The organism is Niallia taxi, from assembly GCF_032818155.1.
Taxonomy (GTDB): Bacteria; Bacillota; Bacilli; order Bacillales; family Cytobacillaceae; genus Niallia; species Niallia taxi_A.
On the sequence record NZ_CP102590.1, the window covers coordinates 921506 to 943903 of the forward strand.

The 22398-nt window shown below is 38.4% G+C and carries 21 protein-coding genes; 3 read left to right on the top strand and 18 right to left on the bottom strand.

Annotated features, from left to right (window positions below):
• Positions 1-110: 110 nt before the first annotated feature.
• From NQZ71_RS23705 to NQZ71_RS23790, 18 genes are all read right to left on the bottom strand, one after another.
• Positions 111-701: a sugar O-acetyltransferase gene (locus NQZ71_RS23705; RefSeq protein ID WP_144457952.1), complete on the bottom strand. Its 591-nt coding sequence runs from the start codon at positions 699-701 to the stop codon at positions 111-113.
• Positions 702-794: 93 nt separating this feature from the next.
• Positions 795-1355 carry a sugar O-acetyltransferase gene (locus NQZ71_RS23710; RefSeq protein ID WP_275008590.1) on the bottom strand — a complete coding sequence of 187 codons (561 nt, stop codon included), beginning with the start codon at positions 1353-1355 and terminating at the stop codon, positions 795-797.
• A gap of 156 nt (positions 1356-1511) precedes the next feature.
• Positions 1512-2936, bottom strand: coding sequence for a sensor histidine kinase (locus NQZ71_RS23715; RefSeq protein WP_275008591.1), 1425 nt, complete (start codon positions 2934-2936; stop codon positions 1512-1514).
• On the bottom strand, positions 2926-3600 hold the full coding sequence (locus NQZ71_RS23720; RefSeq protein WP_144457956.1) for a response regulator transcription factor: 675 nt from the start codon (positions 3598-3600) through the stop codon (positions 2926-2928). The genes NQZ71_RS23715 and NQZ71_RS23720 overlap by 11 nt, the downstream gene beginning before the upstream one ends.
• A gap of 128 nt (positions 3601-3728) precedes the next feature.
• Positions 3729-4421: a hypothetical protein gene (locus NQZ71_RS23725; RefSeq protein WP_275008592.1), complete on the bottom strand. Its 693-nt coding sequence runs from the start codon at positions 4419-4421 to the stop codon at positions 3729-3731.
• A gap of 81 nt (positions 4422-4502) precedes the next feature.
• A complete protein-coding gene (locus NQZ71_RS23730; protein ID WP_317011870.1) occupies positions 4503-5171 on the bottom strand; it encodes a PspA/IM30 family protein in 669 nt (222 codons plus the stop codon).
• Positions 5172-5600, bottom strand: a complete 429-nt coding sequence (locus NQZ71_RS23735) for a hypothetical protein (protein WP_275008594.1) — start codon at positions 5598-5600, stop codon at positions 5172-5174.
• Positions 5601-5734: 134 nt separating this feature from the next.
• Positions 5735-7564, bottom strand: a complete 1830-nt coding sequence (locus NQZ71_RS23740) for an ABC transporter ATP-binding protein (protein WP_394374139.1) — start codon at positions 7562-7564, stop codon at positions 5735-5737.
• Positions 7557-9284: an ABC transporter ATP-binding protein gene (locus NQZ71_RS23745; RefSeq protein WP_317011871.1), complete on the bottom strand. Its 1728-nt coding sequence runs from the start codon at positions 9282-9284 to the stop codon at positions 7557-7559. Before NQZ71_RS23745 ends, NQZ71_RS23740 begins: the two co-directional genes overlap by 8 nt.
• A gap of 33 nt (positions 9285-9317) precedes the next feature.
• Positions 9318-9683, bottom strand: a complete 366-nt coding sequence (locus NQZ71_RS23750) for a hypothetical protein (protein ID WP_260055041.1) — start codon at positions 9681-9683, stop codon at positions 9318-9320.
• A 734-nt stretch (positions 9684-10417) separates the two neighbouring features.
• A complete protein-coding gene (locus NQZ71_RS23755; RefSeq protein ID WP_260055040.1) occupies positions 10418-11092 on the bottom strand; it encodes an SOS response-associated peptidase in 675 nt (224 codons plus the stop codon).
• Between the two features lie 109 nt (positions 11093-11201).
• A complete protein-coding gene (locus NQZ71_RS23760; RefSeq protein WP_222118291.1) occupies positions 11202-12419 on the bottom strand; it encodes a pyridoxal phosphate-dependent aminotransferase in 1218 nt (405 codons plus the stop codon).
• Positions 12420-12572: 153 nt separating this feature from the next.
• The gene (locus NQZ71_RS23765) at positions 12573-13250 is read right to left on the bottom strand and encodes a zinc metallopeptidase (protein ID WP_144457972.1); all 678 of its coding nucleotides are present in this window, start codon (positions 13248-13250) and stop codon (positions 12573-12575) included.
• A gap of 19 nt (positions 13251-13269) precedes the next feature.
• Complete coding sequence (locus tag NQZ71_RS23770; protein ID WP_144457974.1) at positions 13270-14319, bottom strand: hemolysin family protein; 1050 nt, start codon at positions 14317-14319, stop codon at positions 13270-13272.
• 44 nt (positions 14320-14363) lie between these two features.
• Positions 14364-15695, bottom strand: coding sequence for a hemolysin family protein (locus NQZ71_RS23775; protein ID WP_144457976.1), 1332 nt, complete (start codon positions 15693-15695; stop codon positions 14364-14366).
• A 43-nt stretch (positions 15696-15738) separates the two neighbouring features.
• Positions 15739-16125, bottom strand: a complete 387-nt coding sequence (locus tag NQZ71_RS23780; RefSeq protein WP_275008603.1) for a MerR family transcriptional regulator — start codon at positions 16123-16125, stop codon at positions 15739-15741.
• Between the two features lie 593 nt (positions 16126-16718).
• The gene (locus NQZ71_RS23785; RefSeq protein ID WP_317011872.1) at positions 16719-17168 is read right to left on the bottom strand and encodes a helix-turn-helix domain-containing protein; all 450 of its coding nucleotides are present in this window, start codon (positions 17166-17168) and stop codon (positions 16719-16721) included.
• Between the two features lie 158 nt (positions 17169-17326).
• Positions 17327-18754 (bottom strand): right-handed parallel beta-helix repeat-containing protein, encoded by a 1428-nt coding sequence (locus NQZ71_RS23790; protein WP_317011873.1) that lies wholly within the window; start codon positions 18752-18754, stop codon positions 17327-17329.
• Positions 18755-19145: 391 nt separating this feature from the next.
• On the opposite strand from NQZ71_RS23790, the gene NQZ71_RS23795 reads away from it, so the two are divergent.
• The 3 genes from NQZ71_RS23795 (at position 19146) to NQZ71_RS23805 (ending at position 22240) form a co-directional block, all read left to right on the top strand.
• Positions 19146-19628, top strand: a complete 483-nt coding sequence (locus NQZ71_RS23795; protein ID WP_144457984.1) for a hypothetical protein — start codon at positions 19146-19148, stop codon at positions 19626-19628.
• Between the two features lie 343 nt (positions 19629-19971).
• On the top strand, positions 19972-21393 hold the full coding sequence (locus NQZ71_RS23800; protein ID WP_317011874.1) for an NAD-dependent malic enzyme: 1422 nt from the start codon (positions 19972-19974) through the stop codon (positions 21391-21393).
• A 118-nt stretch (positions 21394-21511) separates the two neighbouring features.
• Entirely contained in the window at positions 21512-22240 is a 729-nt protein-coding gene (locus NQZ71_RS23805) for a YwmB family TATA-box binding protein (protein ID WP_317011875.1), read from the top strand.
• Positions 22241-22398: the final 158 nt, after the last annotated feature.

Genomic DNA, 22398 nt, shown 5'->3' on the forward strand with positions numbered 1-22398 from the left:
ATTAAAACAAAGTAATATTTCATATTCTGCTGCGGAAGTTTAAAAAAAGACAATGCCAGCTTTTGCATTGCCCCTGAACATTTATTTAGCTGTGAGATTTTTATCATTATCTACTCAGTAGTTTCTAGCCCAACTGTATCTTTTTCTGTTATTGGTCTGATGACTCTACATGGAACACCTGCCGCAATAACACCTGCAGGAATATCCTTTGTGACAACACTGCCTGCACCAATTATAGTATTATCACCGATAGTCACTCCTGGAACAATCGTAACTGAACCACCAAGCCATACATTATCCCCTATAGTAATAGGCAATGACCTCTCATATCCTGCCTTTCGCTCAGCTGCATCCATTGCATGGTTCGGCGTATACAAACTAACATTTGGACCAATTAAGACATTATCTCCAATCGTAACTTTGGCGCAGTCCAAAATTGTACAGTTTGTGTTTGCATAGAAATTATCACCAACTGTAATGTTATATCCATAATCACAATTAAAAGGTGACTCAACCCATGCGTTTTCTCCTACAGAATGAAACAGTTTTTGAATGATTTGGTTTCTTTCCATGCGTTCAGATGGTTTTCTACTATTAAATTCATATACCAAATCTTTTGCTTTTTCTCTTTCTGCTGTTAACTCTTCGTCCCAACAAATGTAATATTCTTGATTTAACATTTTGTGTTTTTCCGTTTTCATTCTTTTCATCTCCTAGTTAGTTCATTACACGCATCTACAAGTTATTCCAAGCAAAATGGTTGCCCCGGAATATATACTAATGGTTTTGGTTTTCTATATTTCAATATGTTTAATGATTCTTGCCGGATTCCCGCCTACCAATACATTTTCTGGTACATCTTTAGTAACTACTGCACCTGATGCGATTACAACATTATCTCCTACTGTTACTCCTGGATTTATTATTGCACTGCCCCCAATCCATACATTGTTTCCAAACGTAATCGGTTTTGCATATTCCTTACCTGAATTACGTTCATCTGGATGAAGTGGATGTGTAACTGTATAGATTTGCACCCCAGGTCCAAGCATACAATTGTCCCCAAATCGCACTTCAGCAACATCTAAAATGGTAGAGTCATAGTTGGCAAAGAAGTTTTCTCCTACATATGTGTTATATCCATAATCAAATCGTATATTAGGACGCATATGTACATTTTCTCCAGTAGAACCGAGTAATTCTTTTAATAATGCAGTCCGTTTTTCACCTTCTGTTTCCAATGTTTTATTAAACATACTAACCATCGTTCTTGCTTTCCTTCGTTCCTTAGATAAATCTGGGTCAGCAGGATTGAACATTTCGCCAGCCAACATTTTTTCTTTCTCTGTTTTCATATGAATCTCCCTTTTATCCTGTGTATGATAGCGCATACATGTAGTATACTTGTATATACAAGTTAATTCAACAGTAAATTTCCTTTACCAACTAGAATTTCTTTTTTGGCAAATAAAAAAGGGACTCCTTATTAAAGAAAGTCCGATCCTTAAGCTCTATTCATACCCTTTTTGCATGGGGATTCTGATTGTAAATATGCTGCCTTTTCCTACTTCACTTGATACACGAATGGTTCCTTTATAGCTGTCGACAATCCATTTGGCAATGGATAATCCAAGACCGTGACCTCCGATTTGTCTTGTTCGTGATTTATCTGTCCGATAAAAGCGGTCAAAGATACGTTGCTGGTCTTCCGGTTCAATTCCGATGCCGGTATCTCTAACTTCCACAATAAGCTCCTTATCACCTGCTTTTAGTGCAAGCAGCACCTCTCCGCCGTTTGGAGTGTACTTAATAGCATTTTCAACCAAAATGTACAAAAGCTGTGTAAATCTTTGAGGATCACCACGAACAATCAAACCTTCTGGTGCATGGAAATTCAGTTTGATTTGTTTCGAACCGGCTAGTGTCTTTAATGAATCAATTGTTTTGCTTGCTAACGGACAGTAATCAAAGGTTTCATTTACCAGTTCAATGTTTTCCAAGTCAGAGCGCGCAATTGTCAATAAATCACCAACTAAGCCTGCCATTCTTTTCACTTCGTTTTTCATATTAACAAGTAGCTTATGGGAATAGTCTTCTTCCTTAAATTCCGCGGTCATTTCCATTGCATTAATGGAGGACAGCATAACACTTAAAGGTGTTCGCAATTCATGGGATGCATCTGCGACGAATTCCTTTTGTCTTGCAAAAGTCTTTGAAATAGGAATCATTGCTTTTTTGGACATATAGTAGCTAATATAAATCGCAACTCCCATAAACAATATAGCTATTCCAAGCAAAATAAAAGGCAGCATCTTAAAGAGCTGGTATGCAAAGGAGATTTCCTTTCCGATATAAAGAATGCCAATTTCTTCACCATGCTGATAGATAGGCTGTGCGGCAACAAGTAATCTGACTGTCTCCTTTGTTTGCGAAGAATGAAATTCCTCTCCTCTGTCTCTGTTTTTAAACCGTCTTTCTGTTGATATATTAGCTACCTTTATTGATTCAGTACGGATCTCATTTTCAACCGGGTCCCAGCCGGCAAGCTTGCTTAGTATAGCAGAGCGAGAGTCAGAAATCGTTTCATCCCCTAGAACAAGAGAACCAGATGTGTTAACAACATAAAAGAAAAATTGGTCTACATCCTTTTCAAGGGATTTCTGGTACTGAAATTCAACAAGGCTTGTTTGGTTTGTCTGGGTCAAATATGTCTCAATGTTTGCTGCTTCCTGCACTGCACTCGCTTTCAGCTCACGCTCTTGCTCCTTGAAAATAGTAAAATATAATAACAAATACACAACAACAATAAAAAGGAGCAAAAACAGCATAAGCAAGCCGCTGTAAAGCACTGTTAACCGATATTGAGTGCTTTTGAAGACATCCAGATTTTTACGGTCTTTCCATATAGAGAAAAGTGACAGCATTTTAGCTTTCAAATTTGTAACCAACCCCTCTAATGCTCTGAAGAAACCCCTGCTGACCGATCAAATCTAATTTTTTACGGAGAAGCTTAATTGTTGCATCGATTATTTTCATCGATACATCAGCGTCAAGACCCCAAATGCGATCAAGGATTACTTCCCTTGGCAAAACTTGTCCGCGGTTTTGAACAAGCAAGTCCAGCATCTGAAATTCGCGAGGGCTTAGCTGGATTTCTTCCGCTCCATTACTGATCGTCTGGCTGAGTCTATTTAAGTGCATTTCATGAATGGACAGCTTTTCTTCGAGGATAGGTGCATAATTGCGGCGGGAAAGAGCTCGCAAACGGGCAAGCAGCTCGTCAATTTCAAAGGGCTTTACAAGATAATCATCTGCTCCTGCATCTAATCCGATGATCCGGTCACCCACTGCATCCTTGGCTGTAAGGATAAGAATTGCTCCTGAGTAACCACCGCTTCTCAGTCGTCTGCAAACGGACACACCGTCCTCATGAGGCATCATCCAATCCAATATCAATATATCATAATGGGAGGCTTTCGCGTAATCGTATGCGTCCTCTCCATCCATGACCCAATCAATATTATAGCTGCCCTTCTTTTTCAGCATAAATTCCACTAGCTCACCAAGCTGCAAATCATCTTCTGCTAAGAGTATGTTCATGTAAAGCTCCTCCATTTCCATTGGCTTTAATCTAAATTTAAGTTAATAAGCTTTCATTTCTACTTATTTCGTCCTTGTATCTCCAACTGCTTATCCACTGTTTGCATACTACCTGTTCTTTCTTAACATTAGCTTAAGAAGGCTGTTACGATATAAAATCCTGCGTACAGAGATTGGCTAAGCAGTACTAAACTAAAAATCATTGCCTGAATCCATTTGAATTTACCGAAAAATCCTTTACCTCTGTTCATCTTTCTATCTGAAACACTACTCTTCAGTTCACCAAATGCCCGAAGAACAGACTGAACGAGAATGATAGAGCTGAGGAAAATCGCAACATGCATAATAATAATGCCATTACCATAATAAAGCGGTGCGGCAAGAAACGTGATTGAAGCTATTGCCCAGAAAAAACCTATAAACGTTCGAATCCAGAACAGCAAGGATAAAGCAAGCAGAGCAATTAACACGAATAGAATTAGCTCGTACTGCTGTCTCGAAACGAAGTAAAATAACCCGATTGCTGCCAATAAAGCTCCTGTATGCCCAACATATCTAGAAAAGGCATCCTTAAAAGCACTCCCTTCTGCCCCAGCCTCGAGCATTTTCTTATTCCGTAGCCCACGTATTTTCCTGCCTGCCGCTAGATCACTAAAAATGTTTAACAGCAGTGTATTCCATATGGATAAACAAGCCTTCACTAATGGAAAGATAGAAACAGCTAGTGCTAATGCTAGATAGACAAAAATAGGCAGTGATCTATCATAATCTAGAAATACACTTGGATCTGTGTGAAGTAGATTTTGGATTGTCTCTTTCATTTTTATACTCCTCTCTCTTTATATTAAAAAAGAAGCACCTTCTCTTAAATCCTGGTGCTTCCCACTCTTATCACCCAATCATTATAGGGTTTCTTTTTCAGCCACTAGCTTTACTATTTCTGTTGTGATTTCATCTTCACTCACATAGGAAAAGCTTGTCCTTTCATAGCCGCTGTAATGGGTGGATGTATAGCTGCCAGCCTGAACTTCTGCTTCCATATAGAGAATTTTCTCCTCTTGCTTTGCAATACCTCTAACGATATTATCAGCATTGAAATTTATGGAAACCTTTTGGATTTGTTTGATTGATTTTGCTACATTTACACGGGAAGCAAGCAAAATCTTCTTATGCTGAAGCTCATTATATGTCACTTGAAGTTCATTGAACCTTTCCTTCAGGACATTTTTTTGATCTTTAAGGACAAGCTGCTGCTGTTCATACAAATGCAGCTGCTGCTCAAGATTGATTTTTTCCTGAACTGCTAATTTAGCGATACCTTCGTCCCCTTTTTCAAGAGCCAGCTTTGCTTGGCGCGCTCTTAATCCGATAAGCTCCTTTGTTTGCGCAATAAGTGCTGCTTGTTTGTTTTCCACAAATATCTGTCTCGATAACGCTGCCTGTGCACTGGTCAGGCCCTGCTCCATTTTCCTGGTATACTCATTCAGCATGGCAATTGGATCTTCCATACTGTCCAATAAACTGTTGATATCTGCCTTTGCGATTGTTTTTATTCTTTTAAAAATGCCCATTTAAATTCTCTCCTTTTGCTCTGCTGTATTCTTTTCCCATTCGTCTAAAATCGCTGCATTGCTATAGTTAACAGATGGCTTTGGTGTATTCATAATCGAAGTGTCGATAAACTGCTGCATTGATGAAGCATGAGATTTCTTCCTGAAGAATTTAACTGCAAGAACAATCACAGTAACCAGGAAGAGAATAAAGAATAATGTCCAAATCCATGAAAATGATGGTTCATTATGATAGCTGACCATTACTTTTTCATGGACCACCATATCCTGGTGATGCATCACGGCTTCTCCTGGACCTCCTCTGTCGTGAAAGCCTGCAGCCATTGCAGTTGAAGCACCTCCAATCTGATTAAAGATAAAGCTAATCACAAGCGTCATAGAAGCAACCATAGCTCCCCAGAAAATACCTTTTTTTAAGCTAGCATTCACTGTTCTTATTCCTCCTTTCCTTTTCATATTCGTAGTTTAGTAGTCTTTGGTGAAAAGACGGTGAAAGCAAACTATCTTTTAACTCTATTAAAAAAATAAAAAAGACAGCACGATCTTTGTGCTGTCCTAAACGATTAAATCACCCTTTTAAATTGACTAGTATACAAACCATAATAGAAGCCCTTTTGTACAACCAATTCCTCATGGCTGCCACGCTCGATGATTTCCCCGCCATTCAGTACAAGTATCGTGTCTGCCTCTCTGATTGTGCTTAGTCTGTGGGCAATAACGAAGCTTGTTCTTCCTTTCATGAGCTGCCCCATTGCTGCTTGTATTTGCATTTCCGTCCTTGTATCAATACTGCTTGTTGCTTCATCCAGTATTAACACAGAAGGATCCGCAAGTATTGCTCGGGCAATTGTCAGCAATTGCCGCTGTCCTTGACTTAAGTTTCCTCCCTCTGCAGTCAAGACCGTATCATAGCCTTTTGGCAGCTTACGAATGAAGCTGTCAGCATTAGCAAGCTGTGCTACGTATTCTACTTCTTCGTCTGTCGCATCCAAACGGCCGTAACGGATATTCTCCCGGATAGTATCTGAGAACACATAAGCGTCCTGCAAAACAATCCCTAGCCGTTGACGAAGACTATCCTTACTGATAGATTGTAATTCGTTACCGTCAATCGTAATTCTTCCGCTGCTTATCTCGTAAAATCTCGTTAAAAGATTAACAATCGTTGTTTTCCCAGCCCCTGTTGGCCCCACAAGAGCAATCGTCTCGCCAGGTTTGGCAGTCAACGTGATATCCTTTAAGATAGAATGACCTTCCTGATAACCAAATGAAACATTCTCAAATATCACTTCGCCCTTTATTCCCTGCACATCATGAACTGCTTGCTTTTCATCATACTCTGATTCCTTATCCATTATTTCAAACACACGCTCTGCTCCTGCCACGGCAGACTGGAGCATATTAAATTGATTGGCAACTTGATTGATGGGATCATTAAATTGTCTAGAGTATGATAAGAAACTAACGACAACACCTATTGTGACCATATCTTCAAGAGCCATCCAGCCACCTGCTGCTGCAATAATTGCAAAGCTTGAATTCTTCATGACATTCATAACAGGACCAATAAATCCTGAGTAAATTTGGGCCCGGATAGACGCCTCCCGCAACTTTACATTGATGTCTTGAAATTCCGCCTTAACCTTTTCCTCACGGTGGAAAACCTTCACTGCCTTCTGTCCAGAAATGGTTTCTTCGATATAACCATTCAGTTCGCCAAGGTGCTGTTGCTGGCTTGTGAAGTATTTTCTAGTAAACTTCGCAATTTTCGAAGTCAGGAACATAACAAACGGGATTGTCACAAAACTCAACAATGTTAGCCATATATTCAGACTTACCATAAAGCATAATGCTCCGATAAGTGTGACTATGCTTGAAATAAGAGTTGTAAAGCTCTGGTTTAATGTGTTGGAGACACTCTCCATATCATTTGTAGTCCTGCTCATTAATTCTCCATGTGACTGTCTATCAAAAAAATTCAAGGGCAGCTTCTGAAGCCTAGCAAATAAGTCCTTGCGCATCCCTTGCACAGTATTCTGAGAAACTGCTGCCATGAAATAGGATTGAAGCCATGTTGTAACAGAACTGCATATATAAACTCCAAGCAAGCCTGCACAAAACAAGACAAGACCATTTGCGTTACGAGTAATAATATACTTATCTATGGAAGCACCTATTAAATAAGGACCTAAAAGGTTTAAAATAGCTGTCGCCATTGTCAGGACTACTACAAGCAATAATCCTTTACGCTGATTGCCAATATAGCGCCATATCCGCAAGCATGTTTCCTTCGTGTTATTTGCTCGTTGTACAGGCATATTGCCGCGGAAATGTTTGGGTCCTCCTCCTAATCCCATCTGTTGTGGAGGAATGTTGGTTTTTCTTTCACTCATAGACTACATCCTCCTTTCCAAGCTGGGAGCGGTATATTTCCTGATATACTTCACTATCCTTCATTAACTGTTCGTGTGTGCCTTCAGCACAAATCCGGCCATCCTCAAGCACCATAATTTTATCTGCTTCCAGCACAGAAGATATCCGCTGAGCGATGATAAATGCAGTGCTTTTTTCCAGCAATTCTCCAAGGGCCTTTTGAATGCGAGACTCGGTTCCCAAGTCTACCGCGCTTGTGCTGTCATCCAATATTAAGATGCTTGGCCGCACTAATAATGCTCTTGCAATGGAAATACGCTGTTTTTGACCACCAGACAAATTTATGCCCCGCTGACCAAGCATCGTATCATACCCATCTGGCATACTCATTATAAATTCATGAGCACAAGCTGCTTTCGCTGCTAATTCCACCTCTTCCTGTGCTGCATCAGAATTTCCATAAGTGATATTATCACGAATTGTGCCACTGAATAGTATGGTCTGCTGTAAAACCACACTAATAGATGTGCGTATATGCCCTAAAGAAATGTCACGGACATCTACGCCATCAATAGAAACACTACCTGCAGTTACATCATATAGTCTCGGAATTAATTGCACGAGTGACGATTTTCCAGAACCCGTTGCTCCTAAAATGGCAACCGTTTGCCCTGGACTAGCTACAAAACTGATATCCTTTAGTACGTCCGATTGTCCATCATAGCTGAAAGAGACACGATCAAACACAACTTCCCCACTTGTAACCGCCTGATGGTCTGCTTGCAGCTTGTCAGTTAGAGTAGAGTCTGTAGTAAGTACTTCCTGAATTCGGTCTGCTGATACTTTAGATCGGGAAATGGTAATCATCATCATGCCTATCATCATTACTGCAAACAATACTTGTGTCACATAGTTGATAAATGCAATCAAATCGCCAACTGGTAAGGCACCATTCCATGTCTCGTTTGCTCCAAACCACAAAATGGCAACTAAGCTGAAGTTAAGAATAAGCATTAAAACAGGCATATTTAACGCAACAATACGGGCTGCCTTAATCGCATAATTTGTGTAATCACCATTCACCCTCCCAAACCGGTCATTTTCAAAATCTGTCCGCACAAACGCCTTGACTACTCGTATCCCTATCAAGTTTTCTTGAAGAACTGTATTCACCTTATCCAGCTTTTCCTGGACAACTGTATATGTAGGAAATGCGTGACGAATAAGGAAATAGAGGACAATAAACAATATTGGAATTGTTACTGCGAATATGATTGCAAGTTTAAAGCTGATTGTAAAAGCCATGATGACACTTCCAATTGTCAAAAGTGGCGAACGAATGCTGCGAAGAACTGTCATGATAAACATTTGCAACTGGACTATATCTGCTGTCAGCCGAGTAATTAAACTTCCGCCCTTAAATTGGTCCAAATTTTGAAAAGAGAAGGTCTGAACTTTGTCAAACACACTCTGCCGCAAATCAGTCGCAAAATTTAAGGAAGCAGTACTTGAAAACACCGTACAACCAGCACCGCCAATTAAGCCAATAAAGGCTACAAGTATCATAAGCCCTCCTGTTCGCTTAATCGTCTCCAAATCCCCTGCTATAACTCCTTCATTAACGATTTTCGCCATTAATATTGGCTGAAGTAAATCCATCGAAACCTCAAGCACCATAAACAGTGGTGCAAGCAATGTGATTTTCCAATAAGGCTTAAGATAAACCATTAATTTCTTCATATAACTCCCCCCTTACCAAGAAAACGGATTGGATTACTCCAATCCGCCCCCATCCTCCAAATCCTGAGATTCCACCTTCTTTTGTAAAGGAAGTTCCTCTGCTACTATATCTTCTTGTACAGTTTCCGACATTTCATCCTCTTGAATTTCAAACAATTGAATAAACTCGTTTATTACCATATCAATAGCCTTCAATTCTCCAACTAAAATCGGCTGAATTGTTTGAAATTCAGGTGCCTCCAGCTGCTGTTTGATTGTGGAGCGCTTAAGATTCATCATCTCTAGAAAGGCAATTGCCCTGCCACGACGAAATGTTTTTGCGCCTTTATGCCCTCTGTCCTTCCGCTTATGATGGTCCCTCCCGTGATGCTTTTCTTTTCTGAATTCCTCATGCTTCATTTTCATCCCTCTTATCTGTATACATTTGTATACGGTTTTTATAATTATAATGTATACGTTTGTATACATTGTGTCAATAACCTTTTTGTTCAACCATTTTTCCAACAAAAAAACAGCTCCCAAAATAGGAAACTGTTAAAAGGAGGAAGACATGATCTAATTCCTAAACATAATTAAGGGTGTAAGGGGATGGAGAGATAAGCATTTATAACCTTTGCTTATTGGGAATTGCCAACCTTTAAGGCCTTATACTTAACGTTCGTAAAACAGAGCATTATTATAGACAAAATTTTATACCTACCGTTCTTACAGCCGTTGTCACAAAACATTTACAACGTCCTTTCCCAGGCACTTAGGGGTATGCTAGGAGTTATGTTTTTTCTCGGTCTGTTTAACGCAGCAAAGCGCCCAAAAGGCTAACAATCTCAATGCCTTTATTTTCCCAGAAACCCTTTGGCAATTAGTCCTGTTTCATTATAAATACTTCCCATTTCCAAAGCTAAAAACAGGAATCAAATCTTTAACAGACTTTCTGAGAATTAGTGATTACTAGCTACTTTATCACTTCTATTACAAATGCTTATCTCATACTTCCCCTGACAAACTTACCTTATCAATTCATCGCAAAAATTCCTATACCTTTAGCGGTTTGTTGCGATTATTGTCAATCTTTTTAGGACTTTTACTTTAAATGCTCCTAGTATTTTTTACTTAAAAGGTAATTTTTTTTGCGCTTACTTACTATTAAGTGGAGCAGTTAATATCTCACCATCATTTTTGGAAGAGTTAACAAGTGTTGAAACTTCATATTTTATCATTGCTTCTGTGTCATATGGAACGAGTAGCTGTTTTAGTTGTTTATAATCCACATTCTTCGGATTAAGCCACTGATTGTAGTCCTCCTTCTTTAAAATTACTGGCATTCTGTCATGAATATCCTTTGTTATGTCGTTAGCGTTCGTGGTAATAATAGTGCATGTCGCAAGCGACTGTGTATCGTCTTCTTTTTTCCACACCTCATATAATCCTGCAAAGGCAAATGGCTTTCTGTCTTTCATAACAAACCGAAAAGGCCTTTTTCCGCCCTCTGTCTTTTTCCATTCGTAATATCCATCAGAAACAATTAAACATCTTCTACTTTGAAAGGCTTGCCTGAAGGATGGTTTTTCATCAATACTTTCCATTCGAGCATTAATCAGCTTGAAGCCTACTTTTTCATCCTTCGCCCAAAATGGGACTAGTCCCCATCGCAAATAACTCCCAACCCTGCGTCCATTGTTATAACCTACTGCAAGAATATCCTGTCCTGGTGATATATTGTATCTTGGCGAAATTTCCTCGTAAAATTCGAAATCGATTTCAGCTTGTAGAAAGGCTAGCTCACTTATTAAGGAATATCTGCCGCACATTTTCACTTCTCCTTTTTTCTTTTTTAATAGTTTCGCCGAATTTAATAATAAACAAGCAAAAAATAAATAAAAGCTAGGAGCAAATTCAAATTGTCCCTAGCTTAGTACATTAAACTTTGGCAGTTAAATCTTGAATAAATCTTGCAATCCTATCAAAGCCTTTATGGATATTATCAACAGAGGAAGCATATGAGAGCCTCACATATCCTTCTCCCATCGATCCAAAGCAGTCACCAGGTGAAACGACTACATGCTGTTCGTGTAAAAGCTTAAGGGCGAATTCATCAGAGGTTAAACCAGTTTCCTTTATATTCATGAATACGTAAAACGCTCCCTTTGGCATAAGACACGAAATCTTATCAATCTGATTGATTCGTTCCACCATAATGCTTCTGCGCTCTTTATATTGCTCATTCATGTAGGTATAGGCATCTGTTGGACCTGTTAATGCCTCTATCGCAGCATATTGTGCTGGTGTGTTCACACAGGATAACATGAATTCTTGGATTTTTTGCATTTGTGCAATGATTGGTTTAGGAGCCAAACAATAGCCAACCCGCCACCCTGTCATTGCAAAGGATTTAGATACGGAATCAATAATAATCGTCCTATCTCTCATACCTGAAATCCTTGCAATATTAAAGAAAGGCTCATCATACGTCAAATATTTATATACCTCATCAAAAATGACATATATATCATGTTCAATCGCAAGCCGAGCAATCATTTCCATTGTGTCCGTGCTAGCGACTGCACCTGTCGGATTCGAGGGAGAGTTAAGTATAATAGCCTTTGTTTTAGGCGTTATTGCCTTCCTCAGACGCTCCTCTGTGAAATTGAAGCCTTCCTCCTCAAATACAGGAACCGTTACTGGCACAGCATTATTCATTTCAATCATGCCAAAGTAATTCGTATAACAAGGATCACTTACAATCACTTCATCACCTGGATTTGTGAGGATTAACAAGGATAAAGATAACCCCTGCATTCCACCAACTGTGATAAAAATTTCATTCTCTGGATTGTAGCTGACCTTATCGAATTCTTGAAAATGTTTGCTAACTGCAACGCGTAAAGGAAGTATACCTGCATTTGGCGTATAGTGAGTTTCTCCATTGTCCATCGCCTTCTTCGCGGCATCGATAATGTTTTTCGGCGTGTCAAACTCAGGTTCCCCTATTACAAAGCTGACTACATCATCCAAACCCTGTGATAACTCATACATCTGTCTAACTTTAGCAGCTTTAATTCCTTGAATTTTACTTGATAAATCCTTCATTGCCTTTCCTTTCCGAATGGAATCATTCTGCTTGTTTAATTTTTTCAATATTCAATCTTATATTTATTAGATTCTACCATATTCACTGTTATTAATTAATAATTATTTTTATAGTCAAAAGGTATGTCCCTTTATATTGCGTCTAATTCTTGTTACATAACAAAAAAGCACCTATCCAGTTAAGGATAGGTGCTTCACTTGTTAATCTTCGCTTCTTTGCATTCCTGTATATATAAGGATCAAACGAAGTAATTCAAGGACTGCAACAGCTGCTGCTGCTACATATGTTAACGCTGCTGCGTTTAGAACTTTTTTTGTTTCTCTTTCCTCGTCATTGCGTATAATTCCGAGGCCAACTACTTCGTCCATGGCTCTGCTGGAGGCATTAAACTCTACTGGCAATGTCACAAACTGAAATAGTACGGCTGCTGCCATAAATACGATTCCAAGTAATACGAAGTTGCTTAAGCCAGCAAACATCCCGATCAAAATTAAAATCCAAGAGAAGTTGCTGCCGATGTTTGCAACTGGAACAAGTGCATGTCGGAAACGCAGGAAGGCATATTCTTGCTGATCCTGAATAGCGTGGCCTACCTCATGGGCAGCAATTGCAGCTGCTGCCACAGAATGACCATGATAGTTGTCAGAAGATAGACGAACTACCTTTGAACGTGGATCATAATGGTCAGATAGTACTCCTCTTGTTTCTTCAATTGAAACATCATACAAACCATTTGAATCTAGTATTCTTCTGGCAACCTCTCTGCCAGACATATGTGAAGATGTGTTAACTTTTGAGTATTTCTTATATGCACTTCTCACTCGAAGCTGTGCAAATATAGGAACAATCAAGATTATCAAAAAATAGATAAGAAACATATTCCCTCTCCCTTTCCTTTTATTTAGCCGGTACAGCATCCATCAGGTCATCCCCGATTTCACCGACGATTTCTTCCAGAATATCTTCCATCGATACAATACCAACTGTTTGCCCGTTGTTATTTTTCACAATTGCTAAATGTGTGCTGCTTTGCTGCATTTTCAAAAGAGCATCCTTAATAGGAGCTGTCTCCATAAAGGTTGGTAGTTTATGGATAAATTCCCCCAACTTAATTTCTCTTCCTGCAACAATATTTGTCAGCATTTCTTTTGTGTTAATAAACCCGATAAATACTCCGTTTTCGGTAACAGGATATCTTGTGTATTCATGCTCATCCAAAATTGTAATTAATTCCGCAAATGGCATGCCTTTTTCTACAGAGACAATTCGCTCTTTCGGTATCATAATATCCTTCAAAATTCGCTCATCGAAAGCAAAGATATTTTCCAAGTATTCCAGCTCTGTTCTGTTGATTTCGCCACTTTCATAACTTTGTGTGACAATCAGCTTTAATTCTTCCTCAGAATGGACTGATTCATGACCAGCTGGTTTTACCCCGAACATTCGAAGAAGAGCACGGGAAGAGCCGTTTAAAGCAGCTATGAAGGGCTTTGTTATTTTACCAAACCAATATAATGGCGGCGCAAGCATAAGCGTCATTCTTTCAGCATATTGAATTGCCAATGTTTTAGGTGCTAGCTCTCCAAGAACCACATGGAGAAATGTAACGACTGATAAGGCAATCGCATAAGACAGCACTGTTGCTAAAGCTTCTGGAACATCAAACCTTTCGAATAAAGGATGAAGCATTTTCTCTACTGTAGGTTCGCCTAATGCACCAAGTACTAGTGCAGTTATGGTGATTCCCAGCTGACAGGCAGACAGGTAAAAGTCGAGATTTTGCGCAACCTTTTTTGCTATCAAAGCCTTCTTATTACCTTCTGCTATTAATTGATCGATCCGTGACATCCTTACCTTCAATATCGCAAACTCAGCACCTACAAAAAATGCAGTCAACCCGATAAATACGGCTACTAAAAACAAATTTAACACTATAAATCCGTCCAATTCATGCGCTCCTATTAATAAAGTTTTTCTTGCTAATTAACTGATTAGTTAAGAACCTCAATAGCATCCTCACTTGATTCCAAACGTGTCAATGCAACTTGTTTAATCTGATAATTATCCATTTCGGTGACTGTCCATACATACTTTCCATATTCGACTTGATCATCCAGCTGAACATTATCCACTAACTGAAACTGCATCCATCCTCCGATTGTATCAATCGTTTCCTTTTCATCAAAGCTGATGCCAAATTGCTCTTCCAAGTCTTCCAGTAATACTCGGCCATTTACTAGGTAACGATATTCTCCGATGCTTTGAATATCTTCCACTTCATCTGCATCAAATTCGTCCCTAATCTCGCCAACGAGTTCCTCCAGAATATCTTCCATTGTCAAGATTCCAGATGTACCTCCGTACTCATCAATGACCAATACCATATGAATTCTTTCTTTTTGCATTTTATACAAAATATCCTGAATTCGGGTAACTTCTAATACAATTGGTAAGTCACGGATAAATTCCTTGAGCTGACGGTTTCTACCTGTTGCCATATTGGATAACATTTTTTTGATGTTGACCATTCCGACGATATTGTCTTTATCACCATCTATTGTTACTGGATAACGTGTATAATTAAACTCATCCAATACTTTAATGATATCTTCTCTTTTCATATCTTGATCCAATGTAATTAAAGATGTCCTCGGCACCATAATATCCTTTGCAACACGCTCATCAAAGGCGAAGACGTTCTCCATATATTCTAGCTCTGTCTCGTTTAATTCTCCGCCTTGATAGCTTTGTGCCATGACTATCTTCAACTCTTCTTCTGAGTAGGCATGCTCATGTCCTGCTGGTTTTACACCAAAGATTCGCAGAATTCTCCCGGACGCACCGTTTAATGCCCAAATGAATGGGTACATAATTTTACCAAACCAATACAACGGTCCTGATAACATCAATGTCAGCTTCTCTGGAAACTCAATTGCTAATGTTTTAGGCGCCATTTCACCGACGACAACATGCAGGAAGGTTACCAGAATAAACGCAATTGCATAGGAAGCGATTGAAGATACAGACCCAGGCACATTCAACAAATCAAAAACCGGGTAAAGAATACGTTCTATTGCAGGTTTTCCGAGTGCTCCAAGTCCTAATGCTGTCACGGTAATACCTAGCTGACAGGCTGAGAGGTAATAATCGAGATTACCGGCCACTTTTTTTGCCATTACTGCTTTTTTGTTCCCTTCTGCAATCAGCTGATCGATTCGCGACATTCGAATTTTAACGACCGCAAACTCAGAGCCGACGAAAAATGCCGTAAGTACGATCAAGATTACAAGTATGAACAGATTTGTAAGAGTAATTATGTCCAATCAGTTCCCTCAAGTTGAGGGATTCACCTCCGTAAATAAATAGTTATAACAATGCTAACAGCGTCATAATTGCTGTCATTTTTGGTTCAATTCGTTTATATACCTTCAGTTTTTCTTCTGGTGGTACATTTTTAAGTTTTTCTTCAAGAAGAGACAGCTTTTTTTGTAAGCAGTTTATTTCATCCTGTACATCGCAAATAATCGGTTCGATGTCCCCTGAAACATCTGATTGGAGCACTTCCTTAATCTCCTCCATGGACATCCTTTGCTGTTTTAGTATCTTAATTCTTTTCAGTGTTTCTAGAACGTCCACTGGATATAGGCGGTAATTAGAGGAAGACCGCTGTACCTCCAGCAACCCAATTTGAGTATAGTAATCAATTGTCCTTGATGATAAACCACTTAATTCCGCCACTTTTCCGATACGCAATAACGCCTCCCCAAATTACTCACCCTTTCTATACATTATTATTTATATATAATGATAACATACTTTACAAAAACTGTACAGTATAACGTTACGGTTTTCGTTTTGGTTATTTACTTCTTATATTATATTTACCGACATATGCTGTAATAATGTATTTTTAGAGGCTGGGAGAAAACAACATTAGTAACAATGGCGCTTGGGATTATAATTAAAAAAGTTCGTTTCATTGCGCGAGGAGGTATGGTGTCTTTTCCTTTTGGGCTAATTCGTCTCTATTCCCTTAGTAGTCGAGTGTCTTGCTCCATTCCACTAAGATTTTTAATTATTGTATTCAAACCGAACCACAAAAAAAACTGAACTGGCATCGATAATCGATAAAATAGTTCAGTTAACCAAATCTTAAATACTTATGATACAACCTCCTACTCCTAGGTTGTTAATGTGCGTTTCTGAAATGAATCGAAATTTACTTTCTTCTTTCCAATATCCCATTATCCAACACAACATTTGGTTGAAAAATGATTGTTTCCATCCTTTCGAATTCGGTAGCTAATAATGATGTTGTCTGTTCAGAGATTGAACCATTAAACCAGTTAATCTATATATTTATTTTTCAGCTGATCTGCTCCAATTCCGCCAACAAGCATTAAAATTAATGGCAGGAAAGAAGTTCCCTTTGGAAACCCTTCTGAACTAATGTCTGTCAAACCAAAATGATTTAACAGCATGATTATTATTTTTCCTATTATCATCAGAACACCAATTGTAAATATGCTCTCAAAGAATACCTTCCATTTCGGATATGCGAGCTTCTTACTATCATTAATCACTTTGTCCTTCAATTCTTTATCACTCCTTAGCATTTCATCGATTGTAACACCAAATAAATCACTCAAATGAATGATTATTTCAATACTGGGATAGTTTTTGCCAGTTTCCCATTTTGAAACAGACTGACGGCTAACATGAATCTTCTCTGAGAGATCTAGCTGAGACCACCCCTTTTTTTCCCGTTCTTGTTTCAAACGTTCACCAAAAATCATCTTCTTGTTCGCCTGCCTTTACACTTTTTATATTATGAAAATTAGTTTAAAAGTAAAGATAGTTCTATGCGCATCAAGGCGCAACCTATGGTTGCACCTTGATATACTGACAAAAAAAGCTAATGCATAACAGTACTATGCATTAACTTTAATAGGATTTATTCAATCATGTCCTTCACAGGAGAGTCAGCGTTAAGCGTAAAATCACCATTTTCTGCATCTACAAAATCTGGATCTATATACTTGGAATTACTGTCACTATCTGTTGCTTCTTGGAAGTCAGTAATGCTTGTATATTCTTCATTTTTCCAAACCCAAAGCGGCTCCTTCTCCTCTTCCTTATCATAGATATTACTAGAGAGACTATTTTTTGTATTAGCAGTGAAATAATTAACAATGAATATTCCGTTATCACTTGACGAAAGGATATTTTGTTCGATTTTATTGCCGCTCGTATCATGCTGCAGCATTAATTGTCCGCCATCCAGTCCTTTGATATCATTTTTGTACAATATGTTATTAGAAATAGTTGAGTCCTTTGTGCCTCCTCGATCCGTATCATACCCACCAATAGAAATCCCCGTATAATTATTTTCATATACAGTATTATTGGTAATATCAATATTAATGGCATATTTCTTAAGATGTTCAGACGTTGCTTCAATCCCAAGGTCATTATTGTAGATAGTATTTTGGTCTATCGCAATATCCCTGCCACCATCAATATAAATCCCCCCTGCACTGTAGTCCTCTCCATAAGCAGGGTTTCCAAATGATGTATTGTTGTACACAATATTGTGATCAACCGTTCCATTTCGGACATAATCATTCTCTTTACTTGTGCCCTCATATCCAATCATATCAATTCCAATATTGTCATTGTTGCGGACAGTATTATGCGAAATTACAAATCCATCAATATTTCCGTTTAAAACAAGCGCTTCGCTCGCTCCAAGCTTTAAGTCTTCAACAAGATTATTTTCTATCCTTATGTCTTTCATAGCTTTTGTCGCATAAAAGGCAATTCCATGACCATTTCCATCATCATGAAGTATTTTAATATTTCGGACCGTATTATCTTTAATCGTAATATGACTACTGTTTCCTGCAACATATATTCCCATGACCGTTTCATCTGCTAGCCTCGTAGATAAGTCTGAAAACATTAGACCTTTTATAGTTATATAGCTTTTATCGATAATAGATGCGAGAGCAGTGTCCTCCTCTGCATCCTCCATATTTTCACCACTAATAATAACTTTTTCCCCCTTATAAGCTTCAAAAGTAATTGGGTCTGCTTTCGTTCCACTATGGTTCACATTTAAAGCCTCATAATAGGTTCCTTCCCGTATATACACAGTAGTTCCAGGGGTAGCTTCTTCACTAGACTTTTCCAATGTCTTGAATGGTTCTTCGATGGTCCCGGCATTTTCGTCGTCCCCATCTTCTGCTACATAAAGTATCTGTTTAGCTGCTGCTACCTTTATTTCTTGTTCTTCTGTGTCTGTATCATCCTGTTGTAAATAAACAACAAGACAGATAGCAGCGATAACGATCGCCAGTAGTAATAATATTTTTTTCATCATAACGTCCTTTTCCTTTTATATGCTTCTCTTTTTTATCTTGCAGGAAAACCTCCTGTTTGGCAAGGTAGGTTATATTTACAAATGACGAGTAACTCTTTGTTAATTACGCCACATACAGCATTAACAATGGTGGATAAGGTGGACCAAAAATTCCCCGTCTCTAAAGACAGTTTATTAGTCGTATATCCCAGCCTGTAATAATGTTCAAATCAGTACTAAAATGACAGCTCTCCGCATAAAAATATTTTTGTTCTATTTACCATATTTGTATAGCTAGCGATTTTTCAATTTACGAAAACATTTGTTTCTTCTGAGGCAACTATATAGGTTTTTTCATCACATAAGTATAATGTTTTTTCAATTAGTTTTATATGAAATGGAGGTAGTAATCATGATTAAATTTTATTCCTATCAAGGCATAGTCAGAAGTATAGATGATTATCATACTGGAGAAAATGATGGCTGTTATAAAATCTTTGCATTAGAGGACAGTTCAGGCGGTATTGTTAATTTTATCATTAGTCCCTCCACCTTCTTTGTAGATCAATTAATCGTGCAGCCTGGCGATCGCGTAACAGGATTTTATGATGGAAATGCCCCTGTTCCACTTATTTATCCCCCACAATATCAAGCATTGGCAATCGCTAAGGAGGTTCCTTATCAAAATGTTAAAGCTGACTATTTTAATAGTCATTTAGTAAGCAGTGATGGCAGTCTGAAACTAAATTTATCACCAAGCACCCTAATACTTTTGAAAAATGGCCAGCCCTTTTCCAAGCTGCCGATAAACCGCAATCTTATCGTTCTTTATGGTCCAGCCACAAAAAGTATCCCAGCACAAACTACCCCTTATCGAATTATCGTTTGGTGCTAAGTACTATTTTTCCATTTTAATAATTTTATAGACATACTTATCACCTTCTTTATAGGAATATTATTTGCGTTTTTTAAGCGCTTACATTATTATTTTTAATGAAGTGTACAGTTAAATTTCTCGTTCTTATTTTTAGCTTCTATTTCATAGCTAGAAAGACTCTTTGCTATTTTTTTAGCAAAAGGATTGTTTGGAAGGGAGCTGATTTACGAACTGGTTTGATAAGCAGCTTTTTTATGTAAAGCCTTATTGCTGGAACAAACACACTCTATTGATTACTTCTGCTATTGCCTGTTTCCAATGTTTGGCTTATAACACCTAATACTTAATGGGAGTGGATTTGATGTCGATACCGAGCGGAGCTAGCATGAATATTATTATTCGCATACAATTGGAGACTAATATCATTTCTTTAGGGGAAATCGTAAATGTAATCGGAGATGAAGCTGGAGATATTATTGGGCTTGACGTTATATCATCTAGCAAAACCAGTACGGTTCGTGATATAACCGTCCGTGTTCACAATAACAATCATGGACAACAGGTAGTGAGTGCCATTTCCAAATTGGCTGGAGTTAAAGTTGTCAATGTATCTGATAGTACTTTCCTTCTTCACTTAGGCGGCAAGATTGAAATGAAGCCAAAGGTTCGGATTAAAAACCGTGATGACCTGTCAAGGGTTTATACACCTGGAGTCGCTGCCATCAGTGAAGCGATACATGCCGACCCAAGCAAGGTTTATTCTCTCACCATGAAAAGCAATACGGTAGCGATTGTCACGGATGGAACAGCAGTGCTTGGACTTGGTGATATTGGTCCAGAAGCGGCCATGCCAGTTATGGAAGGGAAAGCAATGCTGTTTAAGCAGTTGGCAAATGTCGATGCATTTCCGATTTGCCTTGATACAAAGGATACAGAGGAAATCATTCGCATTGTCAAATCGATTTCCCCTACATTTGGAGGAATAAATCTTGAAGACATTGCCTCTCCCCGCTGCTTTGAAATAGAACAGCGACTGAAGAGTGAATTGAATATCCCTGTATTCCATGATGATCAGCACGGAACAGCTGTGGCCATTTATGCCGGTTTGCTTAATGCTTTGAAAATCGTCCAAAAAAACGTCAAAGATATTAAAGTTGTCATTAATGGAATTGGAGCAGCAGGAATTGCCTGCACGAAAATCCTTTTAGCAGCAGGTGTCAAGAATGTTATCGGTGTTGATCGAAATGGTGCCATTTATCGCGGCGGATCATACAGTAACCCACATTGGCAGGCGTATGCAGAAATGACTAATCCAGAGAACCTCCAAGGCAGCCTTTCAGACGTAATAGGTGAAGCCGATGTATTTATTGGTGTTTCTGCCCCAGGTACTTTAAAAGTGGAGGATGTCCAGAAAATGGCAACAGATGCCATTGTTTTTGCTATGGCAAATCCAGTTCCTGAAATTGATCCTGACTTGGCATCCCCTCATGTACGAGTAATGGCAACAGGACGCTCCGATTACCCTAACCAAATCAATAATGTGCTCTGCTTTCCAGGCATTTTCCGCGGTGCATTAGATTGCCGGGCAAGTGAAATAAATGAAGCGATGAAATTAGCTGCCGCAGTAGCAATTGCTTCGACCGTCTCTGACGAGGAATTAAGCGAATCCTATATTATCCCTTCTGTATTCAACAATAAAGTAGTAGATAAAATTCGCGATGCAGTTGTCAAGGCCGCTGTTGAAACAGGTGTAGCAAGGAAAATACCAAACTCAAATAAATAAACTGTACTAGTTTCAGGCTGTCAGGACTTCCTTTACAGCCTTTTATATATAATATATTAATCTAGTATAAATACTCTCCCATATGGTTATCCTTCTTTTATAAGGGAGAGTTGAGACGATGAAAAAAACAATATTAATGGTTATATGCTTTTTACTATTAGTTACGATAACAACAAAAGAAACAAAGGCTTTTTATGAGGATAATGAATTAAGTCAAATAACAAAAATCGCTGTTCAAAACAATATCCAAGTTAACACATGGTCTATGTATATTAAAGAACCAATTAAACAATTTACGAAGATAAGCGACCTTGATAAAGCAGTAGCAGTTTATATGGAAACGGAAAAAGAATTTACATGGTCTAAAGAGCAAGCAGAGAAAGGTTATTATAAGATTGAAGGACAAAAGAAGTCATCTAAATTAGGATTGAAAGAAGAAAAGGTTTTAATTACTATTTACTCTCAAAACAACAAATACAATTTAAGTATTACATATGATATAAAAGGAAAGTGGAATGAAAGTAAATGGCCTGCCATTTACAACTTATATAAGCAAAAAATAGAGGATTATTCCGTATTTTATACTATTCAAGGAACTGCCAATATAGATCAATCCTTGTATATAGAAGCATCCAAAGTTATGGCTAGCTTTTCAGGAGAGGAAGTTCAAAGCCTAAAGGAAGAAAACTTCATTTCCTTATCTGCTTACACGAAAAGATGGGAAAATAAACTATCTATTGGGAACAATGAATATATGAATCTTCATATTGCATACAGAGCGACTAGTCAGTCGACAGATCAAGTCGATGTTACAATTGGAACTCCTATTATTACTTCTGAGTATTAGGATTAGTAAGAGGCTGGGACAAAACAAAAGATAACCTTTCTAAACACGAATAATAAAATTACATCTAAATTGGAAAAATGAAGCACGTGACTAAATAGAATATGGGTTTAAAATTAGTTCGTTTCATTGCGCGCTCGTCCTCGCGCTTTCTGCGGGGT